The following is a 23832-nucleotide window of genomic DNA, read 5'->3' as shown; positions in this document are numbered from 1 at the left end:
TCGAGGCGGTGTCGGCGTTGACGGTGCTCATTCGGTGCAAGTCCGGCCGGGTGGTGCATCCCCAGCATATCAACCGGTTGACCAGTCTGCGCGCCACCCCGGAATTCATCCGATCCGTCGCTATGCTCGCCGCATGCCTGCCTTTGCTGACGACGCGACGGAGATCTCCGCACGACTCGCGGGACTCCCGGCGGGGACCCCCGTCTCGGGTGTCGCCACGCGGCTCATGGAGCTGTTCACGAGCGGTGACATCCCCGCAGGCACGCGCCTTCCCCCGGAGCGCCAGCTCGCCGCCAGCCTCGGTGTGGGACGCTCGGCCGTCCGCGAGGCGCTCGCCGCCCTGGAGATCCTGGGCGTCGTCGACGTGCGCCCGGGCTCCGGCACCTATCTGCACGGCAGCACGAGCGAGCTGCTTCCGCAGAGCCTCGGCTGGGGAATGATGATCGGCGAGCGCAGCACCACCGAACTCATCGAGGTGCGCGGTGCCCTCGAGATCTACGCCGCGCGGCTCGCCGCCGAGCGCCTCACCGACGAGTCGGTCGAGCAGCTGGGGCACCATCTCGCGAAGATGCGAGCGGCCGTCGACACCGATCTCGGCGCGTTCGTCGAGGCCGATCTTCAGTTCCACCATGAACTCGCATCCGCCACCGGCAACACGGTGCTGCTCGACCTGCTGCAGATCATCCGATCGCTCCTGCGGGTGTGGGTGGATCGTGCGGTCACCGACCGCACGCACGCCCGCGCGGCGATCGAGGAGCACACGGCTGTCTACGAGGCGATCGCGGACCGCGACGGCGATCGCGCCGCGTCGGCGATGGCGGCCCACATGCTGACGGCCGGAAACCGGCTCGCCCAGTCGATGGGGCCGGGGACCCCGACCGAGTGAGCGCACGCGGGCGCCGCACCCGATCGGGGCCGCACTGCTAGTCCTCCAGGCCGAACAGCGTGTACTTGTCGGCGTTCGCGGCGTTGATGACGACGCAGTCGATCGACTGCTTCTCCTCAGCGCCGGTGTCACCGGTCGTCAGGTACGAGTCCGCCTGCTGCACCGCGAGCTGAGCAATCAGCACCGCCGGCTGAAGGCCGGTGGCGACGAGCTTGCCCGCCTTGATCGCGGCGACCGCGTCGGGGCTGCCGTCGAAACCGACGATCTTGATCTGGTCGAGGAGGCCTGCCGCCTCGACCGCCGCCAGGGCGCCGAGTGCCATCGTGTCGTTGCCCGCGATGATGCCCTGCACGTTGGAGTCGCGCTGGAGCAGCGTCTCCACCTTGGTGAAGGCCTCATCCTGACTCCAGTTCGCCGTCTCCTGCGCCACGCGCACGAGGTTCGGGTACTGCGAGATCACGCTGGCGTACGCCTCCGAGCGAACACCGGCGTTGGTGTCCGACTCCTTGCCGGTCAGCTCGATGTAGTTGCCGCCATCGGGCAGCGCCGCCACGAACTCCTCGGCGACCGCCGCCGCGCCCTGCGCGTTGTTGGCCACGATCTGTGCGTGCGCGATGCCGGTCTCGTTGATCTCGCGGTCGATGAGGAACACGGGGATGCCCGCGTCTTCGGCCTTCTGCACCGGTCCGATCGAGGCGTCGGCTCCGGCGTTGTCGAGAATGATCGCCTTCGCGCCCTGGCTGATGGCCGCGTCGATGAGCTCACTCTGCTTGTTGGGGTCGTCATCGTGCGAGGCGACGGAGGTGCTGTAGCCGAGCTTCTCTGCTTCGGCCTGCGCTGCGTCGGCCTCCGCCTTGAAGAACGGGTTCTCCTGCGACGGCGTGATGATGGCGATCAGTCCGCCGTCGGTGCCCTCGCCGGAGTCGCCAGCGGCGCACCCGACGAGCGCGACGCCCGCGAGTGCCGCCGTGGCGACGGCGGCAATGATCTTCCGCTTCAACATGTGGTGGATCCCTTCGTGTGTCTCCTGGTGCCGATCGACGTCGTTGCCGATCGACCGCCGATCAGCCCACCCGTGCGGGTGGCTGATCCGACGTCTGGGCCGACGCCTCGGCGTCGGGTGCGCCCTTGCCGGCGGCGGCGAGGGCGGCGTTCTGGCTGCGCTTGATGCGCTGCTGTGCCTGGTCGAGCATGACCGCAAGGATGATGACGGCGCCCTTGATCGCGATCTGCCAGAAGGTCGACACGCCGATGATCACGAGTCCGTCGCTCAGGAATCCGATGACGAAGGCGCCGAGCAGGGTGCCGCGCACGGTGCCCCGGCCGCCGGTCAGTGCCGCCCCGCCGATCACCACCGCGGCGATCGCGTTCAGCTCGAAGGTCTCGCCGGTCTGCGGCGCCGCCGCTGTCAGCTCGGAGGAGATGATGAGCCCGGCCGTCGCGGCGCAGAAGCCGCTTGCCATGTACGCCCAGATCTTCACGCGGCGCACGGGCACACCGGCCAGCTCGGCGGCTCGCTCGTTGCCGCCCGTCGCGTAGATCCAGCGCCCGAACGGCGTGACGCGCAGCACAAAGGCGGCCACGATCACGAAAGCGATGAGGATCCAGATCGCCATCGGGATGCCGAGCGGGCGCCCGCCGCCGATGAGCAGGAATCCGGTGTTGCCGAGCTCCGGATCTCCCGCCAGTCGCGGGTAGGTGGATCCGTCGGAGATCAGCAGCGCCGCACCGCGCGCCACGTAGAGCGTGCCGAGGGTTGCGATGAAGGGCGCCACGTTGAACCGCGTGACGAGGATGCCGTTCAGCAGCCCCACGCCGGTGCCGACGAGCAGCGAGATGACGACGACCACCCACACCTGCGGATACAGCACGACCTCAAGCGAGTCCAGTCGCACGCCTTCGAGCAGCACGCCCGCGACGACGCCGGACAACCCCACGATCGACCCGACGGAGAGGTCGATGCCGCCCTTCAGGATCACGAAGAGCATGCCGAGCGCGAGGATCGCGTTCATCGCGACGTGCTTGGTCATCGTGATCAGGTTGGGGATCGTGAGAAACGCATCTGACAGGAACGAGAAGATGACGATCAGCACGATGAGCGCGATGAAGGCGCGGCCCTCCAAGAGGATTCCGCCGATGTCGATCGGTCGGCGGGAAGTGGTGGAGCTGGCGCTCATCACGCTCGTCCTTTCTGCTGGGTCTCGCCGCTGGCGAGCATCACGTCGTCTCGAGCGGCTGTACGGGGGTCGAATTCGCGGACGATGCGTCCTTTGGACATCACGAGGATCCGGTTGCTCGCGCCGAGCGCCTCGCCGATCTCGCTGGTCGCGTAGAGCACGGCGAGCCCCCGACGTGCTTCGCGCGCCATGAGGGCGAAGATCTCCGCCTTCGCGCCGACGTCGATGCCGCGCGTCGGCTCGTCGAGCAGGAGCACCTCCGGTGTCGTCATCAGCACCTTGCCGATGACGACCTTCTGCTGGTTGCCGCCCGAGAGCGAGGTGATCGACGCGGAGGGGCCGGCCGTCTTCACGCGAACGTCGCGGACGCCCTCGTCGACGGCCGCGCGCTCCTGGGGCCGAGAGACGATGAGCCCACGAACGAATCGGAGCAGTGCTGCCAACGACAGGTTCTGCCCGACCGACATCGTCTGCACGAGTCCGTCGCGCTGCCGGTCTTCGGGGACCAGCGCGAGCCCGAGTCCGATCCGCTGCGCGATCGACTGCCGTGCGATCGGCTGACCCTGGAGCCGCACCTCGCCCGCGATGATCGGCAGACGGCCGGCGAGCGCCTCGAGCAGCTCCGTTCGGCCCGCTCCCATGAGGCCGTACAGGCAGACGACCTCCCCGGCGCGGACGTCCAGATCGAGTCGGTCGACGCTCAGGCGCGCCGAGTTGCTCGGATCGCCGACACTGACACCGCGGAGCTCCAGCGCCACCTCTCCGAACTCGTCGCGCAGCTCGGGGGCGAGGTCGTCGGCGGCCCGCCCGACCATGTTCGAGATCACCCAGTCGATGTCGATGTCGGCGCGCTCGCCTCGCGCGACCAGCTCGCCGTCGCGGAACACCACGGCGTGGTCCGCGATCTCAAGCGCCTCCTCGAGATGATGGGAGATGTAGACGATGGCGACGTCGTGCGCCGTGAGTTCGCGGATCACCTTGAAGAGAACATCGACCTCGCTGCCAGAGAGGGCGGAGGTCGGTTCGTCCATGATCAGCACCCGCGCCTCGCCGGCGAGAGCGCGCGCGATCTCCACCACCTGCTGCTGACCCAGCCGCAGGTCGGCGACGAGAGTGCGCGGGTCCAGCTGCTCTTCGAGGCGCTCCAGCAGCACGCGGGTCGCCGCCGTCTGCGCGCGATCATCCACCATCAGTCCGCCGGCGCGCCGCTCCTCGCGACCCATGAAGATGTTGTCGCGCACGCTCAGGTTCGGCGCGAGGCTGAGCTCCTGGTGGATGATCGAGATGCCGCGCGCCGCCGCGTCGACCGAGTTCTTGAGCGTCACCGGCTGGCCATCCAGCTCCAGCCGCCCCGAGGTCGGCTGCTCGACGCCGCTCAGGATCTTCATCAGAGTCGACTTGCCGGCCCCGTTCTCGCCGAACAGCACCGTCACCGATCCCGCCCGGACGTCGAAGTCGACTCCCTTGAGCGCGTGCGTGGCTCCGTAGCGCTTGGTGATGTCGGCCGCGCGCATCACGACGCGACCACCCGCGTCAACGACGGGCGGCGTGCCTGCGGTCACGGAAGCACCTCGATCGACACCGGAACGACCGAGACGAGAGCCGGGTTCACACGCAGGTAGGCGCCCGTCACCCGGACCGTCTTGCCCTCCGCCGCTGCCGCGTCGAACGCCGCCAGCACTTCGTCGCGCACGATCGAGTTCAACTCGGTCGAGACCTCTTGGTACTCGAGCTGATTGGTGAACTGGTTGAACGAGATGGTGCCCGAGACATCGCGCAGTGCCGTTCCCGTGATGGCCGGGCCCACCTGCACCTGGACGGTCACCGCCGAGTCGACCCCGTCGACAGCGACAGGCAGAACCGGGGCGACGAGCTCGCCCGCCAGCCCCTCGAAGGTGACCGGAAACGCGAACGCACTGCTGGCGCCCGAGGTGTTGCCGAAGTCCGCCTCGTCGGCGCCCGCGTCCAGCGCCGCCAGCAGATCGGCCAGCGGAACCGCGTCGGCGGCGATGCCGTTGGCGATGTCATCGAACTCGTCGCGGGCGAATGTCGCCGGATCGAAGGCGTCCGCATCGCCGGCATCGGCCTGCTCCGTCGAGATGACCGTGGTGCTGAAGCCCGCCGCGACGACAAGCCCCGCCGCAAGGGCAAGGGCAACCATCCAGGGGCGGATCCGCCTCGGTCGATCGGAAGACGTCATCGTCGTAGGACTCCTTTGTGCACTGCTCCGGCGATCACGCCGGTCGATTCGGGAATCAGCTGAGTCATCGTCGCATAGCAATCGCGACAGGTCAACCGGTTGATGGATCTGCGTTTTCAGATACACTCGACGCCACCGCGCGATCCTGTGCGGCCACGATTCTCGAAGAGGAGCCGCGATGGCCGAACGACTTGTCGGAAAGACCGCATTGGTCACGGGCGCCGCCGTCGGCATCGGCCGCACGGTCGCCGATCGTTTCGTGCGCGAAGGCGCCCGCGTCGTCTTCGCCGACCGCGATGCTGACGGCGCGCGCGACGCCGCCGCCGCCGCGGGCGAACTCGGTCGAGCGGTGACGATGGATGTCGGAGACGAGTCGAGCGTCGCCGCCGGATTCGAGCAGCTCGACCGCGACGGATGGACTCCGGACGTGGTCGTGGTGAATGCCGGAGTTCAGCTGTTCGGCCACGACGCCGAAGTCGCCGACCTCGACCTCGAGGTCTGGCAGCGCACCCTCAACGTCAACCTGACGGGCGCGTTCCTCACCACCAAGTACGCGGTGCGCGGAATGCTGAAGCTGGGCGGCGGTTCCCTCATCTTCACCGGCAGCCCGACCGCGGTGCGCGGCGAAGGCTCCGACTTCACCGCATACAGCACCTCGAAAGCGGGCATGCACGGCCTCGGTCGCACCGTGGCGGCGGCGTACGCCACGCGCGGCATCCGCGTCAACACCGTCGGCCCGGCGTACACCGAGACGGGACTCGTCTCCACGATTCGCGACGACCCCGAGGCGCGTGCGGCGATCATCGGGCGCATCCCCATGGGGCGCGCCGGAAGCCCGGCGGATCTCGAAGGAATCATGGTGTTCCTGGCCAGCGACGAATCCGCATTCGCCACCGGCGCCGTGTTCCCGGTGGACGGCGGAATGACGACGCTGTGACCGGCGACGAGCTCTCCGCGGAGGCGTGGCTCGACCGCGACCCCCTGCCGCAGCCGCAGCGCTTCGGCGCCTGGGAGTTCGAGCTGCGCGGAGACGAGATCGCCGACCTGCGTTACGACGGCAGCCTGGTGCTCCGCTCGCTCCGTGCGGTTGCTCGTGACCGCGACTGGAACACCGTCCCGACGGTCGCCGAGGTCGCACCCATGAGCGACGGGCTCCGCCTCGCGCTGACCATGCAGGGGCTCGGCGCCGACCTGCGCGGCCACATCACCGTCCGCATCTCCGGCTCCCGACTCCGCGTCGACTTCGACGTCGAGTCGCACACCGAGTTCTGGCGCGCCCGGATCGGTCTGGTGGCGCTCCACCCGCCGGAGGTGGCGGGCACACCTCTGACCATTCGCCACCCCGACGGCAGCGCCACAGCGACGCAGTTCCCGCAGCGGATCGCCCCGCACCAACCCGCCTTCGACATCGCAGGGCTGGACTGGACGCTCGACGGCGTGCGCTCCGAACTCGCCTTCGACGGCGACGTGTTCGAGATGGAGGACCAGCGCAACTGGGCGGATGCCTCCTTCAAGACCTACTCGACTCCGCTGGCGATTCCGTTCCCCGTGCGCGTCGCGGTCGGAGAGCGCCTTCACCAAGCGGTCGAGGTCACGGCGACGCGCACGGCACGCGCTGCGGCGTCATCCGCGAGCGAGACCGCATCGCTTCGAGCGCGCGAACGCGCACTGCCCGACCTCGCGCTTCAGGCCAGCACCGGGCCAGACCCGGTGCTCGGGGTCAGCGCACCGTCCGCGCCCGTGCTGCTCGTGGAGCTGGACGCCCGCACGGCGAACTGGCCCGCCGCCCTCGACCGTGCGCGCGCCGAGGCCGGCGACGCGCAGCTCGATGTGCGGATCATCGCCCCCGACGCCGCCGCGCTTGAGCAGGTCCTCACCCGCGTCGGAGATGCGCCACTCGCCCGGATCGCGGCCTTCGATCCGAGAACGCACGTCACCGAACCCGCACTCGACGCCGCGCTGCGCGCCCACCTCGAGGGCCGCGGCGGCGAACCGGCTCAGCTCGCCGGAGCCCGCACCCACTACACCGAGCTCAATCGCACTCGCGATCGACTGGCGCGCGATCTCCCGCTCGTGTTCAGCGTCACCCCGCAGATGCACGCGACGGGTCGGCACCAGCTGGTCGAATCGGTGGCCATGATGCAGCTGATCGCGCGCGATGCGGTCGAGCATGCGGGGGGCGCAGGCGGTCCCGGAGTCCACGTCGGGCCGATCACGCTCGCCCCGCGAGTCAACGCCGTGGCGAGCACTCCGCCCCCGGAGGAGCCGAGCGACGTCACGAGTGGCTACGGTCCCGAGCGCGTCGTCGGCGCCACGGATCCCCGGCAGGCGTCCCCCGCCATGGCGACCTGGCTGATCGCCGTGTTCGCCAGCATCGCACGCGTCGACGGCGTGCGCAGCATCTGCCTCGGCGAACGGGTCGGAGCGCGCGGTCTGGTCAGCTCGCGCGGGGTTCCGACGCCAGCCGCCGAGGCTGTCAGCGCACTTACCGAGCTCGCCGGACACCCCGCTCTCGAGGTCGTCTCCGCGCCGGCCGACTGCTTCCTCGTCGCCGCGCGAACGCCCACCGGCCTCGTCGCGCTCGCGGCGAACCTCTCCCCCCGGTCGCGACGCGTCTCGATCACCGTCGACTCGACGACGACGACTCTCGAACTGGAATCATGGGGCTGGGCCCGAACCCGACTCAGCTCAGGAGAGGAGCACTGATGCTCAAAGGAATCGATCCGCTGCTCGATGGAGAGCTGCTGCGCACGCTCGACCAGATGGGCCACGGCGACCAGCTTGTCGTCGTGGACTCCAACTACCCGGCGGCGGCGACCGGACGCCCAGTGCATCGACTCGGCAAGGTCGGGGTGGACGAGGCGATCGCCACGATTCTTCAGGTGTTCCCGCTGGACAGCTTCCTGACGCATCCGCTCGAACGCATGGAGGTCGACGGGAACCCCGCCACCACCACGCCCGCCCATGACCAGGTGCTCGCCACGGCTCGCTCCTCGCACCCGAACGACCTCGAGTGGGGCGTCATTCCGCGCCTCGACTTCTACCGTCGGGCACGCGACGCCTACGCCGTCGTGCACACCCTCGACCCGCGCCCCTGGGGCTGCATGATCCTGCACAAGGGCGTCATCTTCCCCGACTGAGTCGCCCCGCCCCGCCCGACGCCCGCGAGCGGAGCCCGGGTTCGCGCGCGCCCAGCCACGGTCAATAGACTCAGGGCGAGCCGGAACCCACCAACGCCGGCCCGCACGAGGAGAATCCACCATGCCCGTCGCAACGCCGGAACAGTACGCCGAGATGCTCGACACCGCCAAGGCGAAGGGCTTCGCCTTCCCCGCGATCAACGTGTCGTCGTCCTCGACCATCAACTCCGTCCTCCAGGGACTCACCGAAGCCGGATCCGACGGCATCATCCAGGTCACCACCGGTGGCGCCGACTACTTCGCCGGCCAGAGCGTGAAGGCCCGCGCCTCGGGCGCGCTCGCGTTCGCCGCGTTCGCGACCGAGGTCGCCAAGAACTACCCGATCACGGTCGCCCTGCACACCGACCACTGCCCGAAGGACGCGCTCGGCGGATTCGTCGAGCCGCTCATCGCGGCCTCCGAGGAGCAGGTGAAGGCGGGCGGCAACCCGATCTTCCAGAGCCACATGTGGGACGGATCCGCGGTGCCGCTCGACGAGAACCTCAAGATCGCGCAGGACCTCCTCCCCCGCATGAAGGCCATCAACTCGATCCTCGAGGTCGAGATCGGCGTCGTCGGCGGCGAAGAGGACGGCGTGCAGCACGAGGGCAGCAACGAGGCCCTCTACACGACGCTCGGCGACGTGACCGCCGCGGTCGAGGCGCTCGGCCTCGGCGAGCAGGGCCGCTACATCGCCGCTCTCACCTTCGGCAACGTGCACGGCGTGTACAAGCCGGGCGGCGTGAAGCTGCGCCCCGAGCTGCTCGGCGAGATCCAGGCCGGCATCGCCGCCAAGTACGGCACCGGCCCGAAGCCGCTCGACCTGGTCTTCCACGGCGGATCCGGCTCGACGGATGCGGAGATCGCCGAGGCGGTCGCCAACGGCGTCATCAAGATGAACATCGACACCGACACGCAGTACGCGTTCACCCGGTCGATCGCCGACACCATGTTCAAGAACTACGACGGCGTGCTCAAGGTCGACGGCGAGGTCGGCAACAAGAAGGTCTACGACCCGCGCGCCTGGGGCAAGCTCGCTGAGTCGGCCATGGCCGCGCGCGTCGTCGAGGCGACCCGCCAGCTCGGCTCGGTCGGCAACGCGATCACGCGCTAGACCTCAGCACGAACACCACAACGGGCGGCCTTCGGGTCGCCCGTTGTCGTTAAGCCCCGGCGGTCGTGAGCAGCGGGGCCAGACCCGGATCGATCAGCATGATTGCCGTGATCGCGACGACCACGGCCAGGATCGCGACGACTCCCGCGACGAGCGGAACCCAGAACGCTCGGCGGCGAGCGCGCAGCCGGGTGACCGAGACCCCCAGCGCGACGAGGAACAGCACGATCCAGACGCCGAGCAGAATGCGACCGCCGATCAGGGTCGGCTCACCCAGCTGCACGTCGCTGAGATCGACGCCGAGGTCGGAAGGCATCGCGGCGAAGGATGCGGCGAGCTCGCGGTCCAGGTTCCAGAACGCGGGAATCGCCGAGATGACATTCCAGAGTCCGACCATCAGCAGGGCGATCGTCACCGGCGGATCCCAGCGCAGCGGGGGGCGCGCGGGCTGCTCGTCGCTCGGCCAGCCGCTCGAGCGCTCGGCGGGCGAGGCAGGAGGGACGGGCGGCGGCGCGGGCTCGCTGCCCGGCACCGGACGCCCGGTGATCCGCGCGACCTCTTCCGGCGTCGCGTACTCGCCGTATTGCGGCGCGGGCCGCGAGTCGGGCGTGTCGGAAGTGTCGCTCATCAGGTGGTGCGCGCGCGACCGCCGAGGCCCCGCGCGTCCTTCTCGCCGCTCGGCGCGGTGCGCAGCTCCTTCGGCAGCGAGAACATGAGGTCCTCCTCGGCGGTGCGCACCTCCTCGACCGTGTCGAAGCCGGCTTCGGCGAGGTCTTCGAGCACCTCGGCCACGAGCACCTCGGGCACGCTGGCGCCGCTCGAGACGCCGACCGAGGCGACGCCCTCGAACCACTCGGGGCGCATCTCGTCGGCGTAGTCGATGCGGTAGGCGGCCTTCGCGCCGTGCTCGAGGGCGACCTCGACGAGTCGCACCGAGTTGGAGCTGTTGGCGCTGCCGACGATGATCACGAGGTCGGCGCCGGGCGCGACCTTCTTGATCGCGACCTGACGGTTCTGGGTGGCGTAGCAGATGTCGTCGCTCGGCGGATCCTGCAGATTCGGGAAGCGCACGCGGAGGCGGCGCACCGTCTCCATGGTCTCGTCGACACTCAGCGTGGTCTGCGAGATCCAGACCAGGTTGTCGGGGTCATCCACCTGGATGGTGTCCGCATCCTCGGGGGTGCCGACCAGGATCGTGCGCTCGGGGGCGTGACCCATCGTGCCCTCGACCTCTTCGTGACCGGCGTGGCCGATCAGCAGGATCTGCTTGTTCTGGCCGGCGAAGCGCGTCGCCTCGCGGTGCACCTTCGTGACGAGCGGGCAGGTGGCATCGATCGCCTGCAGTTCGCGATCGGCGGCCGCCTGAACGACCATCGGCGAGACGCCGTGGGCGCTGAAGACGAGGTGCGAGCCGGGCGGGACCTCGTCGACCTCGTCGACGAAGATCGCGCCGCGCTGCTCGAGCTCGCTCACCACATGCACGTTGTGCACGATCTGCTTGCGCACGTAGACGGGGGCGCCGTAGTGGTCCAGGGCCTTCTCCACCGCGATCACGGCGCGGTCGACCCCGGCGCAGTAGCCGCGGGGAGCTGCGAGCAGAACGCGCTTGGTGCCCTCGACGCTCAGGTTGGGCAGCGGTTCGCGGCGAACGCGTTCGCGGGGAGGCTCGAGGGTGACGCCGAGCGCGCCGTTCGTGATGGAGGACACGCCCCGATTCTACGGGGGCGAGTTGCCCCGCGCCTGGGGAGACCCCGGCCACGGTCCGCCGCGAGCGGTACCCTGACGGCAATGACCGATCCGACCGCTCCCGCCACCGCCGAAGCGCCCTGGCCCGTCGCGCGACTCTCGCACGAGCTCAAGGGCTACATCGACCGCCTCGGCACCGTGTGGGTCGAGGGCGAGATCACACAGTGGGGCGTCTCCGGCGGCAACGTCTATGGCAAGCTCAAAGACCTCGGCATGGACGCCACCGTCAGCTTCACGGTGTGGTCGTCGACGCGGGCCAAGCTCACCTCCGACTTCGCCCAGGGCGACCGCGTCATCGCGCTCGTCAAGCCGAACTTCTGGGTCAAGGGCGGCACCTTGACCATGCAGGTCTACGAGCTGCGCCACGTCGGGCTCGGCGATCTGCTGGAGCGCCTCGAGAAGCTGCGGCGCAAGCTCGCGGAGGAGGGCCTGTTCGCCGCGGACCGCAAGGTGCGCCTGCCGTTCCTGCCGCAGTGCATCGGCCTGGTCACCGGCAAGGATTCCGACGCCGAGAAGGACGTGCTGCGCAATGCCCAGCTGCGCTGGCCGGAGGTGCGCTTCCGGGTCGTGCACGCGGCCGTGCAGGGCGATCGGGCCGCCGGCGAGGTGTCGGCCGCGATCCGCACGCTGGATGCCGATCCCGACGTCGACGTGATCATCGTCGCGCGCGGCGGCGGCGACTTCCAGAACCTGCTGGTGTTCAGCGACGAGCAGCTGGTGCGCACCGCCGCGGAGTGCGTGACGCCGCTCGTGAGCGCGATCGGCCACGAGGCCGACCGCCCCCTGCTCGACGAGGTCGCCGACCTGCGCGCCTCGACGCCGACCGATGCCGCGAAGCGCGTCGTGCCCGATGTCGCCGAAGAGCTCGCGCGGGTGCAGCAGGCCCGCGCGCGCATCGCGATGCGGGTGACCGGGCTGATCACGCACGAGATCGATCGCATCGGCCAGCTGCGCTCCCGCCCGGTGCTCGCCGACCCGCGCACCCTCGTCGACTCGCGCGCCGAGGAGCTGACGCGCTGGGTCGCGCGCGGGGCGGAGCTGATGGACTACCGGATCGAGCGCGCCCAGCTGCGCACCGCCGAACTGGTCGGGCAGCTGCGCGCCCTGTCGCCGAAGCGAACGCTCGAGCGCGGCTACGCGATCGCGCAGCGCGCGGATGGTGCGATCCTGCGCACCGCCGAGCAGGCAACCGCGGGCGATCGTCTCGTGCTGACCCTGGCCGACGGCCGCGTCTCCACGACGGTCGATGAGGCGGCGGACGAGGGCGCCAGCCGCGATTAGAGTGGGAGTCGTGGCCGACACTTCTCTCCCGGACGTCGCCGCGCTGAGCTACGAGCAGGCGCGCGACGAACTCGTCCGTGTCGTGACCGAGTTGGAGCAGGGCTCCGCGACGCTCGAAGAGTCGCTCGCCCTGTGGGAACGCGGCGAAGCGCTCGCGCGCCGCTGCGAGGAGTGGCTGCTCGGCGCGAAGGCACGGCTCGACCAGGCCCGTGCCGCGGCCGAGGACACCGCCTCGTGAGCAAGTACCCCACCCACGACGAGCAGGGCCGGCCCATCGTCGCCGAGCTCGGTCGCGCCGAGACGCCGGAAGAGACGGCGGCGCGCAAGGCCGCCGCGACCGCGCGGCACCGCGGCAACCGCTCCGTCTTCAGCCTGATCTTCGCGCTGCTCGCCTCGTTCGGCATCGTCGCGTTCCTCGTGCTCGTGGTCGTGCGACCGGATGCCGGGCCGACCCAGCAGCCCGTCGACTACCTCGCGGCGGCCGCCGACGCGCAGCCCGCCGTGGAGGAGACGCTGGTCGCGCCCGTCATCCCCGCCGAGTGGTACGCCAACCGCGCCCGGCTCGCGACCGAGACCGCCGACGACGTCGTGCGCTGGGAGCTCGGATTCGTGACCGCGAAGACCCAGTACCTCGCGATCACGCAGGGCATCGACGCGAACCCGTCCTGGGTGGCGGAGCAGGTTCTCGATGCCGCCGCTGGCCCGACCGTGCGCCTCGGCGGCCTCGACTGGGTGAGCTACGACCGTCGCGACGTCGACGATCCGGGCAACGTGGAGTTCGCACTTGTGACCGAGATCGACGGCTCGACCGTGGTGATCAGCGGCACCGCCGACGACACCGAATTCGCAATGCTGGCGGAAGCCATCGGCAAGGAGGTCCTCTCGTGACGAATGAACGACGCACCCCGGCCCAGGTCTGGCGCGAGATGGCGCGCGGTAACGAGCGCTTCGTCGCCGGCACGCCCCTGCATCCGCGTCAGGATGCCGAGCACCGCAACGAGCTGGCCGGAGGCCAGGCACCGAACGCCGCGCTGTTCGGCTGCAGCGACTCGCGTCTCGCCGCCGAGATCATCTTCGACAAGGGCCTCGGCGACCTCTTCGTGGTGCGCAACGCGGGGCAGGTCGTCTCCGCCTCGGCGATCGCCTCGCTCGAATACGCCGTCGCCGTGCTCGGGGTGTCTCTCATCGTCGTGCTCGCGCACGACGCGTGCGGCGCCGTGCAGGCGGCGATCGACCTCGACAACCCCGAGATGGGTCCGATTCCGCCGCACATCGCCGGCCACATCGCGCCAATCCGGCGTGCGGTCCGCGCGATCGAGTCGCGCGACGCGGAGTCGGTCGGGCGCGAGCACCTCAACAACACGGTCGCCGGACTGGTGGCCGAGTCCGAGCTGATCTCCGACGCGATCGCCGCGGGTACGCTGGCCGTGGTCGGAGCGAACTACCGACTCGATGAGGGCCGCGTCGACGCGGCCTTCGTCGTGGGATCCATCGATCCCGCCTAGACGCCACCGCAGACCGAATCCGCGAGCCCGAAAGGCAGCACACCGCCGTGACCCACGAAGAGTTCCGCATCGAGCACGACACGATGGGCGAGGTGCGGGTTCCCGCGTCGGCCCTCTACCGCGCGCAGACGCAGCGCGCCGTCGAGAACTTCCCCATCTCGGGCTCGGGCCTGGAGCCCGCACAGATCGTCGCACTCGCGCGCATCAAGCGTGCCGCCGCGATCGTGAACCACCAGCTCGGCAACCTCGACGAGGGCATCTCGGGCGCGATCGTCGCGGCCGCCGACGAGATCATCGCCGGCCAGCACCACGAGCACTTCCCGGTCGACACCTACCAGACCGGCTCCGGCACCAGCTCGAACATGAACATGAACGAGGTGCTCGCCACGCTCGCGACCGCCAAGCTCGGCTCGCCCGTGCACCCCAACGACCACGTCAACATGTCGCAGTCCTCCAACGACGTGTTCCCCACCTCGGTGCACCTCGCCGTCACGGGCGCGCTGCTCGGTGAGCTCATCCCCGCGCTCGAGCACCTGGCGGTGGCACTGGAGGCGAAGGCGGAGCTGTGGAAGACGGCCGTGAAGCCGGGCCGCACCCACCTGATGGATGCCACCCCGGTCACCCTCGGCCAGGAGTTCGGCGGCTACGCCCGCCAGATCCGGCTCGGCATCGAGCGCGTGCAGTCGGCACTTCCGCGCGTCGCCGAGGTTCCGCTCGGCGGCACCGCCACGGGAACGGGCATCAACTCCCCCGCGGGCTTCTCGCAGAAGGTCATCGCCGAGCTCGCGAGCTCGAGCGGCCTGCCGATCACCGAAGCCCTCGACCACTTCGAGGCGCAGGGCGCCCGCGACGGTCTGGTGGAGGCCTCCGGCGCGCTGCGCGTCATCGCGGTCAGCCTCACCAAGATCTGCAACGACCTGCGCTGGATGGGCTCGGGCCCCAACACCGGTCTCGGTGAGCTGGCGATCCCCGACCTGCAGCCCGGCTCGTCGATCATGCCCGGCAAGGTCAACCCGGTCATCCCGGAGGCGGTGCTCATGGTCGCGGCGCGCGTCATCGGCAACGACGCGACGATCGCCTGGGCGGGAGCCTCCGGCAGCTTCGAGCTCAACGTCGCCATCCCCGTCATGGGCACGGCGCTGCTCGAGTCGAACCGCCTGCTCGCCAACTCGATGCGCGCCCTCGCCGACAAGACCATCGACGGACTCGAGGCGAACCTCGACCGCGCGGCCGCGCTGGCCGGCATGTCGCCGTCGATCGTGACCCCGCTCAACAAGTTCATCGGCTACGAGAACGCGGCCAAGATCGCCAAGCACGCGGTCAAGCAGGGCATCACGGTGCGCGAGGCGACGCTCGACCTCGGCTTCGTCGAGCGCGGCGAGCTCACCCTCGAGCAGCTCGACGCGGCGCTCGATGTGCTGAGCATGACCCAGCCCGGGTAATCACCCCCGCCTGCCCTTCGGCCTCACGTCGTCAACGCGGCGTTCGCTCCCGCCTGCCGCGGTGCCGTCGGAGCTGCCAGGAGCACGGCGCCCATGCCGACCAGAACGCCCAGAAGCATCAGCAGCCTCCCCGCGACCCCGGCATCGCCACCGTCGGTGGCGAACGTGTCGGCGATGCCCATCCCCATGGCGAATCCGGCGACCCACACCGAGAACGACGTCACCGAGATCGTGACCAGCGCCAGCAGCACGAGGCGACGCCTCGAGCGCCCGCGCCGCAGTGCGGGTGCGGGCACGACCGCGAACGCCACCACGGCGAGCGCCGCGAGCGCGGCCGACGCGCCCCACGCGATGAGAATCACGGGGCTCGGGGTCTCGTTCGCCGCGGCGAGCCCGGCGTAGATCTCGTCGAGCGTCAAACCCGGCAGTTTGGCGAGCGGGTTCCACACCAGCACGTGCAGCACCCCCAGGGCGACGATGAGCGCAACCGCGAGGACGGTTCCCGCTCCCACCCCCCAACGCGCCACCGCGGTGACCGCTGTGCCCCTCGCCGGCACCAGCGCGAACGCGAGAACGAGGGTGCCGACGAGAAGGATCGGAAACCCGAGCACCAGCAGGGCAAAGGCGGCGAACGCGGCAAGCCCCACCCCGACGGCCACCACCATGACCGCCACCGCCACCGCGAACGCGAGTATCGGGGGAAGCGGGAGCGCTGTCGCCGCGGCCACCACCAAGGTCAGCAGACCGACGGCGACCAGAGCAGCAACGATCGCCGTTGCGAGCAGGACGGCGGGCGAGGTGTCGCCACGAGTGTCGAAGGCACCGACGACGAACAGTCCGAGCGCGGGAATCGTCCCCAGCCCGAGGACGACGAGTCCCCAGTGCGCACGCCGCGCCGCGAGCGCGGGCCGCGTCATTCCGCTCACGGCGGGGTCGCTGCGTGACACGGTGAGGGCGAACGCCACGGCACCCCACACCACGTCGCTGCGCGCGATTCCCGCTTCGCTCGCACCAACGAGGTCCGCGAGCCACTCCTCGCGGTACCGTTCGCGGATCGCGGCGGGCAGCGTGGCGGCGACACCCCGCACGAGGCGCTCGGCCGCGCTCATGCGAGCGCTCCACGAACGCTCGGTCCCGTCGCGCGGCGCCGGTGTGACGCTACGGCGCTCTGCGCCGCCGCGGCGCCGTCCGCCGTGAAGGAATACAGGCGTCGTCGCGGGCCCGATCGTTCCGTCTCGGCCTCCCACTCCGAAGCGACCCAGCCCAGGCGCTCCAGACGTTCCAGAATTGGGTAGACCGTGCCGGCCGGCCGGCCGCTCTCGGCGACGATCCTGAGGCCCCAGGTCGCGGTCGACTCCCCCAGAAGCGCTGAAAGAACATCGATGGTGGCGGTCGTGACTCTGCTGAGGGGCTCCATCCCGTAACTCTACCTATATAGATTTAGCGGTCAATCTGGGGAATGGGATCTGAAAGACGGCTTCATGTTGCCGCGAGAAAGCGCGCGGGCGATTACCGTTAGCGAGTGAGGACTCTCAGTTACAACCTCGAAAAGCACAAGGCGAGCGGTGAGCTCGTCGAGCTTGCCGAGAAACTCGACCTCGACTTCCTGTGCCTGCAGGAGGCCGACACCCTCGCGCTGCCCGATGAGCTGGGACCGATGCATCTGGCGGATGCCACCCAGCGCAATCGGCTGGGGCTCGCGATCTACCACCGCAAGGATCGGTTCGAGGCCCAGACCTCCCAGGCCTTCGCGCTGAAGAAGTCGCTGCACGACCGTGTCGCCCGCCCCGCTGCCGAACGGCTGCTGGCCAGCCGCATGCTCGACACCGACTCCGGTCGTGAGTTCATTGTCGCGTCGTTCCATGCGGCCCCGCTCACCGCGCTCAACTCGCTGCGGCGCGCGCAGATCGCCGCCGCGCACGCGCAAATCGAGGAGCTCGGTCCGGAGCTGCCGCACCTGATGGTGGGCGACTACAACTACCCGCTGTTCAAGAACTCGCTGAGCAACCGCATCGCCAAGTCCGGCTACGACCTGTCGCTGAGCGACTCGCTCACCTACACCCGCTACAAGTTCTTCCGCGGGCACTTCGACTTCGCCACCTCCGCGCGGCTCTCGATCGACAGCGTCACGACTCTGCCGCAGGGCGCCTCGGACCACATGGCGATCCTGGTGACCGCGAAGCTGCCCGAAAGCAACGAGCAGCACGTCATCCGGGCAGCCCGGCCCCAGCCTCGGGGCCGAGGGAACAGCTGGTTCCGCTCGGCCCGCTGAGGCCGAAGACCGATCAGGCGACCGGGCTGCCCTCCAGCAGCTCGGTGACGAGCGCGGCGATCGCGCTGCGCTCACTGCGGGTGAGTGTGATGTGCGCGAACAGCGGGTGCCCCTTGAGCGTCTCGATCACGCTCGCGACGCCGTCGTGCCGCCCGACGCGGAGGTTGTCGCGCTGCGCAACATCGTGGGTGAGCACCACGCGCGAGTTCTGCCCGATCCGGCTGAGCACCGTGAGCAGCACGTTGCGCTCCAGCGACTGCGCCTCGTCGACGATCACGAAGGCGTCGTGCAGGGAGCGACCGCGGATGTGGGTGAGCGGCAGCACCTCGAGAATCCCGCGCTCGACCACCTCCTCGAGCACATTCTCCGACACCAGCGCGCCCAGGGTGTCGAACACCGCCTGACCCCACGGGTTCATCTTCTCGTCCTTGTCGCCGGGCAGGTAGCCGAGCTCCTGGCCGCCGACCGCGTACAGCGGACGGAACACCATGATCTTGCGGTGCTGCTGCTTCTCGAGCACCGCCTCGAGGCCCGCGCACAGGGCGAGGGCGCTCTTGCCGGTTCCGGCGCTGCCGCCGAGCGAGATGATGCCGACCTCCGGGTCGAGCAGCAGATCGATCGCGAGACGCTGCTCCGCGCTGCGGCCGTGCAGGCCGAACACGTCCTGGTCGCCCCGCACGACCTTGAGCTCGCGCTCGCCGGTGACGCGGCCGAGTGCCGAGCCGCGCTCCGAGGTGATCACGAGGCTGGTGTTGATCGGCATGTCGGCCACGAGCTTCGTGGTGAGCGTGTCGGCGTCGTACAGGTCGGCCATCTGCTCTCCCGAGACGGCGATCTCGGCCAGGCCCGTCCAGCCGGAGTCGACGGCGAGCTCGGCGCGGTACTCCTCGGCGGCGAGACCGATCGAGGCCGCCTTGACGCGCAGCGGCAGGTCTTTGGAGACCACCACCACGTGCAGCCCCTCCGCCGCCAGGTTCGAGGCGACGGCCAGGATGCGGGAGTCGTTGTCGTTCAACTGCAGCCCCGAGGGCAGCACGGACATGTTCGAGTGGTTGAGCTCGACGCGCACCGAGCCGCCGTTGTCGCCGACGGCGATCGGGAAGTCGAGGCGCTCGTGTTCGATGCGCAGTTCATCCAGCAGCCGCAGGGCCTGCCTCGCGAAGTAGCCGATCTCCGGATCGTGGCGTTTCGCCTCGAGTTCGGTGACGACGACGACCGGCAAGACGACGGCGTGCTCCGCGAAGCGGTAGATCGCCTTCGGGTCACTCAGCAGCACGGAGGTGTCGAGCACGTACGTGCGCTCCCCCTGCTTCTGCGACGCTGCGGTGAACTGCTGGTGCTGGGGGTTGTCGAGCGCTGGCACATCCACTCCATCCCCAAGCGCCCGTGGGCACCTGGATCCTGTGAGCGAAACGGCCACAAAACTCGCGGAACGAACTTATAGGTGGCCGTTCCGATCAGACGCCGTGTCTGATGCTCTGACGCTATGCCTGTTCGTGAGACGGTCGTGTTTCGACACGCGTGGGGAGTGTTACGAACGGGTGAACGCTCCGCCCACCCGTGGCGTCTCGAACGGGCGACTCAGCCCGGGATGGCGGTCGAGAACGACAGAAATGCCGAGCGCACCATCGCGAGCGTCTCGTCGTTCGTCGTCGCGTGCGCGCTCAGGCGCACCCGGCCGCCGCCGACCGCCGCGCTGACGCCGTGGTTGTGCAGCGCGGCCGCCAGCACCGTGAGGTGCTCGGGTTCGGGCTCCACCACGACGATGCCCGCGCGCTCGTGCTCGGCGCGCGGCGACACCACCGGGAGGGCGAACTCGTCGGCGAGGTCGATCAGCCGCGACACCTTCTCAGCGACCTTCGCGCCGATCGCCGCGACGCCGACCCGGTCGATCTCCTCCAGGGCGGCCGACAGACGCGCCTGGGCGAGCGGGTCGGGATCGCTCACCCCGAAGGCACGCGCGCCGCGCACCGGCGGTGTCACCTCGTTCGGCTCCTCCAGGGTGTTGCCGTTCGGGACATAGCCCGTCCAGACGGGGGTCAGCTGGTCCAGGGCCCGTTCGCTGAGCGTCATGAAGCCGGTGCCCCATCCCGCCCGCACCCAGGTGCGTCCGCTGCCGACCACGACATCGGCCACCTCGTAGGGCGCGTCCACGATCCCGAACCCCTGCATCGCGTCCACGATCAGCAGCCGGTCGCCGATGACCTGGCGGATGCCCTCCAGATCGACGAGGTAGCCGGTGCGGAAATCGACCAGGCTCAGCGCCACCGCGGTGATCGAGTCGTCGAGCTGCTCCCGCAGATTCCCCGGGGTGATGCGGCCATGATCCGTCTCGATCCAGCGCGGGGTGAGCACCCCGAGCGCATCGGCCGCACGCTGCGCGGCGAAGGTGAGGCCCGGGTAGTCGGCACGTGACAGCGCCACGCCCCCGGTGACGCCGAACATCGCATGCATGAGGCCCTGGCTGGTGTTCGGCTGATCGGAGACCTGCTCCGCCGGGACGCCGACGAGCGCAGCGACTGCGGCCCGCATGCGCCCATCGAGGGCGCGCAGCGCCTCGAAGGCGCCGAAGCGCGCATGCGAGAGCAGACCGAGATGCGCGGCGAGCTCCTCCTGCACGGCGGCGCCGATCGGGCCGAGGTTCGCGAAATCGAGGTAGCCCGGCTCGGTATCAAAGCGGGCGACGTAGTCGTCGATATTCATGGGGCCTCCTCGGGGAACCCTCCATCATTGCCCAAAACGCCGCTCGCGGGTGGCGAAGTTGCGGAGAGCGCGCAGGAAGTCGACCTCGCGCATGTCCGGCCCGAGGGCCTCGACGAAGTAGAACTCGCTGTGCGCGCTCTGCCACAGCAGGAAGTCCGAAAGGCGCTGCTCACCCGAGGTGCGGATGATCAGATCGGGGTCGGGCTGGCCCTGCGTGTAGAGGTGGTCGCCGATCAGCTCCGGCGTGAGCAGCTCGGCGAGGTCGTCGATGCTGCCGCCGTTCTTGCCGTGGGCGCGCACGATGCTGCGCATCGCGTCCGCGATCTCACGTCGGCCGCCGTAGCCGACCGCGAGATTCACATGGAGTCCGCCGTTGCCCGCCGTGCGGTCCTCGGCGGCGCGCAGCGTCGCGACGAGCGGCTCCGGCAGGCCCTCACTGGTGCCGACGTGCTGGATGCGCCAGTCGGCGGCGCGGGAGAGATCGTTGGCGAGATCGCCGATGATCTCGAAGAGCTGGTGCAGCTCGTCGTCCGGGCGCCCCGACAGGTTGTCGGTCGACAGCAGATAGATCGTCACCACGCGAATGCCGGCCTCGTCGCACCAGCTGAGGAACTCGCGCATCTTCTCGGCGCCGGCGCGGTGCCCGTGCGCCGCCGTCTCGAGCGCCCGCTCGCGCGCCCAACGACGGTTCCCGTCGATGATCATGCCGACGTGGTGCGGCGGCGCGGCGTCGTCGAGCTGGCGGCGCAGTCGCCGCATGTACAGGCCGTAGAGGAACCCCCGGCCGGTCTTGCTCTGCCGCACAGTCACGACACCACGTTAGTCCGCCCGGAGCGGCCCGGCATCCAGCTTCACCTTCGTGCGACGTCCTAGGATCGCGGCATGAGCCGCGCACCCCGAACCCCGAAACTCCCCGAGAACGCGCTCTCGGCCGCGACGAAGCCGCTCGGCGACGGCACCGATCTGCCGAACATTCCCCTGCTCGACGACGCCACCGACCTGCACCAGTCGGAGGCGAAGCCCACCTGGCGCGGCTGGATCCACGCGGGCACCTTCCCCCTCGCGATCGCGGCCGGCATCGTGCTGATCGTGCTCGCCGACGGCGCCGCGGCCAAGTGGAGCTCCGCCGTGTTCATGGCGAGCTCGCTGCTGCTGTTCGGCATCTCGGCGGTCTACCACCGGTTCAACTGGAGCCCCAAGGTCAAGGCCGTGTTCCGGCGACTCGACCACTCCAACATCTTCCTGCTGATCGCCGGCACCTATACGCCGCTCGCCATCAACGCTCTGCCCTACCCGAAGAGCGTCATCCTGCTCGCAATCATCTGGACGGGCGCGCTGCTCGGGATCGCCTTCCGCATCTTCTGGCTGAAGGCGCCGCGCATCCTCTACGTGGCGCTGTACATCGCGCTCGGCTGGGCGGCGATGCTCTACATCGTCGATCTGTTCAACGCGAATATCGCCATGATGGTGCTCGTCGTGGTGGGCGGGCTGTCCTACACGGTGGGTGCGGTGTTCTACGCGCTCAAGCGCCCCAACCCGGTGCCGGGCGTCTTCGGCTTCCACGAGATCTTCCACTCGTGCACGGTGATCGCGTTCCTGTGCCACTGGACCGCGATCCTGCTCATCGTGCTGAATCCGGTGACGAGCTAGCTTCCGCCGCGGCCTCCGCCTCGAGCCGCTCGCGGATCTCGGTGCGGTAGCGCAGGCGACGCATGCGACGAACCATGTCCAGCAGCAGCAGCACCACCGCGATGATGAAGAGGAACGTCACGACGAAGCCGATGACGCCGGGGGTGACCGCGTTCTCGTCCACCTCGGAGAGGGAAGCGGGCACGCTCGTCGCTGCAGAAAAAGTCCAGAACACGTCGTGCCTTTCCAAAACCGAATAGCCTGAGACCAGCTTATGACGACCGACCTGAATGCCCGATACGGCAGAACTCCGGCGCGTGCCCGCCAGCGCCGCATCATCGCGATCGGCGCCGCGATCGGCGCCGCCGTCGTGGTGGGCGCGTGGGTGATCTGGGCCGGACTGTTCTCGCCCGAGGCGACGCTCGAAAGCCGCGACATCGGCTTCGAACTGGTGGGCGATGACGAGGTCGTGCTGCGCTTCGAGGTCTCCGTCGCGCCCGGCTCCACGGTGCGCTGCGCGGTCGAGGCGCAGAACGAGCAGCACGCGATCGTCGGCTGGAAGGTGATCGACCTGGCCGTCTCAGACACCTACACGCGCGTCTTCGAAGAGCGCGTCATCACTTCGGAGCCGGCCGTGCTCGGCTTGATCTCCGAGTGCCGCCTGACCTAGTCTGAATCAACTCTCACGCAGCACCCGGACCGGCCTCTGGCCGGTCTCGTTTGTTGAGGGAGCGTCTTCGTCCATTCGCGCACCAGGAGAACCCGCATGAGCGACACCGCAGCAACCACGTGGCTGACGCAGGAGTCATTCGACCGACTCTCCGCCGAGCTCGAGCACCTCAGCGGCCCGGCCCGCGTCGAGATCGCCAAGAAGATCGAAGCGGCGCGCGAGGAGGGCGACCTCAAGGAGAACGGCGGCTACCACGCCGCCAAGGACGAGCAGGGCAAGATCGAGGCGCGCATCCGCCAGCTGACCCTGCTGCTGCGCACCGCGACGGTCGGCGAGCCGCCGGAGTCGACGGGCGTGGTCGAGACGGGAACCGTCGTCACCGCGAAGATCTTCGGCGAGGAGTCGAAGTTCCTGCTCGGCAACCGTGAGATCGCCGCCGACCAGGAGGACCTCGAGGTCTACCCGTCGTCGAGCCCGCTCGGTGCCGCGATCATGGGGCTGAAGGTCGGCGAGTCGACGAGCTACACCGCGCCGAACGGCAAGCAGATCAGCGTCGAGGTCGTCGCGGTCGAGACGTACCGCGGCTGAAAAACCCTCGCGGTCGCGCGAGAATCGTGCTTGGCTCAGCCCATGGCACGAATGTTCTTTCCGAACCTCGCGGTCAGCGACCTGAGCGCCGCGATCGCGTTCTACTCGGCGCTCGGCTTCGAGAACCACGCCGGGTTCACTGACGAGAGCGCGGCGGCGATGGTCGTGAGCGACGAGGTCGTCATCATGCTGCTCTCCCCCGCGTTCGCGGCCGAGAACGGCATGGCGGTGCCGTCCGGCACGCCGTCGACCTCCCACGCGCTGCAGCTGGAGTCGCGCGCGGAGGTGGATGCCTTCATCACCCGCGCCCTTTCCGCAGGCGCTGCGCCCCTCGGCGAGCCGCAGGAGCTCGGCTTTATGTACGCCCGCGGCATGACCGACCCCGACGGCCACATCTGGCACGTGCACTGGATGGACCCGGCGCAGCTGCCGTAGTCGGC

27 protein-coding genes are annotated in these 23832 nt (G+C 69.5%); 15 read left to right on the top strand and 12 right to left on the bottom strand.

Features of this window, described 5'->3' with window-relative positions; translation table 11 throughout:
• The first annotated feature begins 133 nt into the window (after positions 1-133).
• Positions 134-886, top strand: a complete 753-nt coding sequence (locus ACR3ZA_RS10930) for an FCD domain-containing protein (RefSeq protein ID WP_473661982.1) — start codon at positions 134-136, stop codon at positions 884-886.
• A gap of 37 nt (positions 887-923) precedes the next feature.
• Here ACR3ZA_RS10930 and ACR3ZA_RS10925 read toward each other — a convergent pair whose 3' ends face one another.
• The 4 genes from ACR3ZA_RS10925 to ACR3ZA_RS10910 all read right to left on the bottom strand — a co-directional run bounded on the left by ACR3ZA_RS10925 (position 924) and on the right by ACR3ZA_RS10910 (position 5224).
• Positions 924-1889 (bottom strand): substrate-binding domain-containing protein, encoded by a 966-nt coding sequence (locus ACR3ZA_RS10925; protein WP_473661981.1) that lies wholly within the window; start codon positions 1887-1889, stop codon positions 924-926.
• A 61-nt stretch (positions 1890-1950) separates the two neighbouring features.
• Positions 1951-3063, bottom strand: a complete 1113-nt coding sequence (locus tag ACR3ZA_RS10920) for an ABC transporter permease subunit (protein ID WP_473661980.1) — start codon at positions 3061-3063, stop codon at positions 1951-1953.
• Positions 3063-4625 (bottom strand): ATP-binding cassette domain-containing protein, encoded by a 1563-nt coding sequence (locus ACR3ZA_RS10915; RefSeq protein ID WP_473661979.1) that lies wholly within the window; start codon positions 4623-4625, stop codon positions 3063-3065. The genes ACR3ZA_RS10920 and ACR3ZA_RS10915 overlap by 1 nt, the downstream gene beginning before the upstream one ends.
• The gene (locus tag ACR3ZA_RS10910) at positions 4622-5224 is read right to left on the bottom strand and encodes a DUF2291 family protein (RefSeq protein ID WP_473661978.1); all 603 of its coding nucleotides are present in this window, start codon (positions 5222-5224) and stop codon (positions 4622-4624) included. Before ACR3ZA_RS10910 ends, ACR3ZA_RS10915 begins: the two co-directional genes overlap by 4 nt.
• A 217-nt stretch (positions 5225-5441) precedes the next feature.
• On the opposite strand from ACR3ZA_RS10910, the gene ACR3ZA_RS10905 reads away from it, so the two are divergent.
• From ACR3ZA_RS10905 to fbaA, 4 genes are all read left to right on the top strand, one after another.
• Complete coding sequence (locus ACR3ZA_RS10905; protein WP_473661977.1) at positions 5442-6200, top strand: SDR family oxidoreductase; 759 nt, start codon at positions 5442-5444, stop codon at positions 6198-6200.
• Positions 6197-7969: a D-apionate lactonase family protein gene (locus ACR3ZA_RS10900; RefSeq protein ID WP_473661976.1), complete on the top strand. Its 1773-nt coding sequence runs from the start codon at positions 6197-6199 to the stop codon at positions 7967-7969. The genes ACR3ZA_RS10905 and ACR3ZA_RS10900 overlap by 4 nt, the downstream gene beginning before the upstream one ends.
• The gene (locus ACR3ZA_RS10895) at positions 7969-8403 is read left to right on the top strand and encodes an RbsD/FucU domain-containing protein (RefSeq protein WP_473661975.1); all 435 of its coding nucleotides are present in this window, start codon (positions 7969-7971) and stop codon (positions 8401-8403) included. The genes ACR3ZA_RS10900 and ACR3ZA_RS10895 overlap by 1 nt, the downstream gene beginning before the upstream one ends.
• Before the next feature lie 121 nt (positions 8404-8524).
• On the top strand, positions 8525-9556 hold the full coding sequence (fbaA, locus tag ACR3ZA_RS10890) for a class II fructose-bisphosphate aldolase (protein WP_473661974.1): 1032 nt from the start codon (positions 8525-8527) through the stop codon (positions 9554-9556).
• A gap of 49 nt (positions 9557-9605) precedes the next feature.
• Here fbaA and ACR3ZA_RS10885 read toward each other — a convergent pair whose 3' ends face one another.
• Both ACR3ZA_RS10885 and ACR3ZA_RS10880 read right to left on the bottom strand, forming a co-directional pair.
• Positions 9606-10184, bottom strand: a complete 579-nt coding sequence (locus ACR3ZA_RS10885; RefSeq protein ID WP_473661973.1) for a DUF6264 family protein — start codon at positions 10182-10184, stop codon at positions 9606-9608.
• The gene (locus ACR3ZA_RS10880; RefSeq protein WP_473661972.1) at positions 10184-11263 is read right to left on the bottom strand and encodes a 4-hydroxy-3-methylbut-2-enyl diphosphate reductase; all 1080 of its coding nucleotides are present in this window, start codon (positions 11261-11263) and stop codon (positions 10184-10186) included. Before ACR3ZA_RS10880 ends, ACR3ZA_RS10885 begins: the two co-directional genes overlap by 1 nt.
• A gap of 81 nt (positions 11264-11344) precedes the next feature.
• Between ACR3ZA_RS10880 and xseA the strand changes: the two genes are divergently transcribed.
• From xseA to ACR3ZA_RS10855, 5 genes are all read left to right on the top strand, one after another.
• Positions 11345-12583, top strand: a complete 1239-nt coding sequence (gene xseA, locus ACR3ZA_RS10875) for an exodeoxyribonuclease VII large subunit (protein ID WP_473661971.1) — start codon at positions 11345-11347, stop codon at positions 12581-12583.
• Positions 12549-12821, top strand: coding sequence for an exodeoxyribonuclease VII small subunit (locus tag ACR3ZA_RS10870; RefSeq protein WP_473661970.1), 273 nt, complete (start codon positions 12549-12551; stop codon positions 12819-12821). The genes xseA and ACR3ZA_RS10870 overlap by 35 nt, the downstream gene beginning before the upstream one ends.
• Positions 12818-13471: a DUF4245 family protein gene (locus ACR3ZA_RS10865; RefSeq protein WP_473661969.1), complete on the top strand. Its 654-nt coding sequence runs from the start codon at positions 12818-12820 to the stop codon at positions 13469-13471. Before ACR3ZA_RS10870 ends, ACR3ZA_RS10865 begins: the two co-directional genes overlap by 4 nt.
• A 38-nt stretch (positions 13472-13509) precedes the next feature.
• Complete coding sequence (locus ACR3ZA_RS10860; RefSeq protein ID WP_473662317.1) at positions 13510-14088, top strand: carbonic anhydrase; 579 nt, start codon at positions 13510-13512, stop codon at positions 14086-14088.
• A gap of 83 nt (positions 14089-14171) precedes the next feature.
• Positions 14172-15530, top strand: a complete 1359-nt coding sequence (locus tag ACR3ZA_RS10855) for a lyase family protein (protein ID WP_473662316.1) — start codon at positions 14172-14174, stop codon at positions 15528-15530.
• Positions 15531-15553: 23 nt separating this feature from the next.
• Here the strand turns inward: ACR3ZA_RS10855 and ACR3ZA_RS10850 are convergent, their stop codons facing one another.
• A complete protein-coding gene (locus ACR3ZA_RS10850; RefSeq protein WP_473661968.1) occupies positions 15554-16639 on the bottom strand; it encodes a hypothetical protein in 1086 nt (361 codons plus the stop codon).
• Positions 16636-16947, bottom strand: coding sequence for a helix-turn-helix transcriptional regulator (locus tag ACR3ZA_RS10845; RefSeq protein ID WP_473661967.1), 312 nt, complete (start codon positions 16945-16947; stop codon positions 16636-16638). The genes ACR3ZA_RS10850 and ACR3ZA_RS10845 overlap by 4 nt, the downstream gene beginning before the upstream one ends.
• A 105-nt stretch (positions 16948-17052) precedes the next feature.
• Between ACR3ZA_RS10845 and ACR3ZA_RS10840 the strand changes: the two genes are divergently transcribed.
• Positions 17053-17802: an endonuclease/exonuclease/phosphatase family protein gene (locus ACR3ZA_RS10840; RefSeq protein WP_473661966.1), complete on the top strand. Its 750-nt coding sequence runs from the start codon at positions 17053-17055 to the stop codon at positions 17800-17802.
• Positions 17803-17815: 13 nt separating this feature from the next.
• Here ACR3ZA_RS10840 and phoH2 read toward each other — a convergent pair whose 3' ends face one another.
• The 3 genes from phoH2 to ACR3ZA_RS10825 all read right to left on the bottom strand — a co-directional run bounded on the left by phoH2 (position 17816) and on the right by ACR3ZA_RS10825 (position 21264).
• Positions 17816-19165 (bottom strand): RNA 5'-3' helicase PhoH2, encoded by a 1350-nt coding sequence (gene phoH2, locus ACR3ZA_RS10835; protein ID WP_473661965.1) that lies wholly within the window; start codon positions 19163-19165, stop codon positions 17816-17818.
• Between the two features lie 218 nt (positions 19166-19383).
• Complete coding sequence (locus ACR3ZA_RS10830; protein WP_473661964.1) at positions 19384-20505, bottom strand: aminotransferase class V-fold PLP-dependent enzyme; 1122 nt, start codon at positions 20503-20505, stop codon at positions 19384-19386.
• Between the two features lie 24 nt (positions 20506-20529).
• Positions 20530-21264: an isoprenyl transferase gene (locus ACR3ZA_RS10825; RefSeq protein WP_473662315.1), complete on the bottom strand. Its 735-nt coding sequence runs from the start codon at positions 21262-21264 to the stop codon at positions 20530-20532.
• 123 nt (positions 21265-21387) lie between these two features.
• Between ACR3ZA_RS10825 and trhA the strand changes: the two genes are divergently transcribed.
• Positions 21388-22155, top strand: a complete 768-nt coding sequence (gene trhA / locus ACR3ZA_RS10820; protein ID WP_473661963.1) for a PAQR family membrane homeostasis protein TrhA — start codon at positions 21388-21390, stop codon at positions 22153-22155.
• On the opposite strand, the gene ACR3ZA_RS10815 is transcribed toward trhA, so the two are convergent.
• Positions 22127-22339, bottom strand: a complete 213-nt coding sequence (locus ACR3ZA_RS10815) for a hypothetical protein (RefSeq protein ID WP_473661962.1) — start codon at positions 22337-22339, stop codon at positions 22127-22129. The genes trhA and ACR3ZA_RS10815 overlap by 29 nt on opposite strands.
• Before the next feature lie 69 nt (positions 22340-22408).
• Here ACR3ZA_RS10815 and ACR3ZA_RS10810 point away from each other — a divergent pair, with 69 nt between their 5' ends.
• The 3 genes from ACR3ZA_RS10810 to ACR3ZA_RS10800 all read left to right on the top strand — a co-directional run bounded on the left by ACR3ZA_RS10810 (position 22409) and on the right by ACR3ZA_RS10800 (position 23827).
• Positions 22409-22804 carry a DUF4307 domain-containing protein gene (locus ACR3ZA_RS10810; RefSeq protein ID WP_473661961.1) on the top strand — a complete coding sequence of 132 codons (396 nt, stop codon included), beginning with the start codon at positions 22409-22411 and terminating at the stop codon, positions 22802-22804.
• A gap of 96 nt (positions 22805-22900) precedes the next feature.
• Positions 22901-23392, top strand: a complete 492-nt coding sequence (gene greA / locus ACR3ZA_RS10805; RefSeq protein WP_473661960.1) for a transcription elongation factor GreA — start codon at positions 22901-22903, stop codon at positions 23390-23392.
• A gap of 42 nt (positions 23393-23434) precedes the next feature.
• Positions 23435-23827, top strand: coding sequence for a VOC family protein (locus tag ACR3ZA_RS10800; protein WP_473661959.1), 393 nt, complete (start codon positions 23435-23437; stop codon positions 23825-23827).
• The last annotated feature ends 5 nt before the right edge of the window (positions 23828-23832 follow it).

It is taken from the genome of Herbiconiux sp. J20-20, from assembly GCF_057365085.1.
Note: the sequence above shows the minus strand (reverse complement) of the source record. Positions and strands in the feature narration are given on the sequence as shown.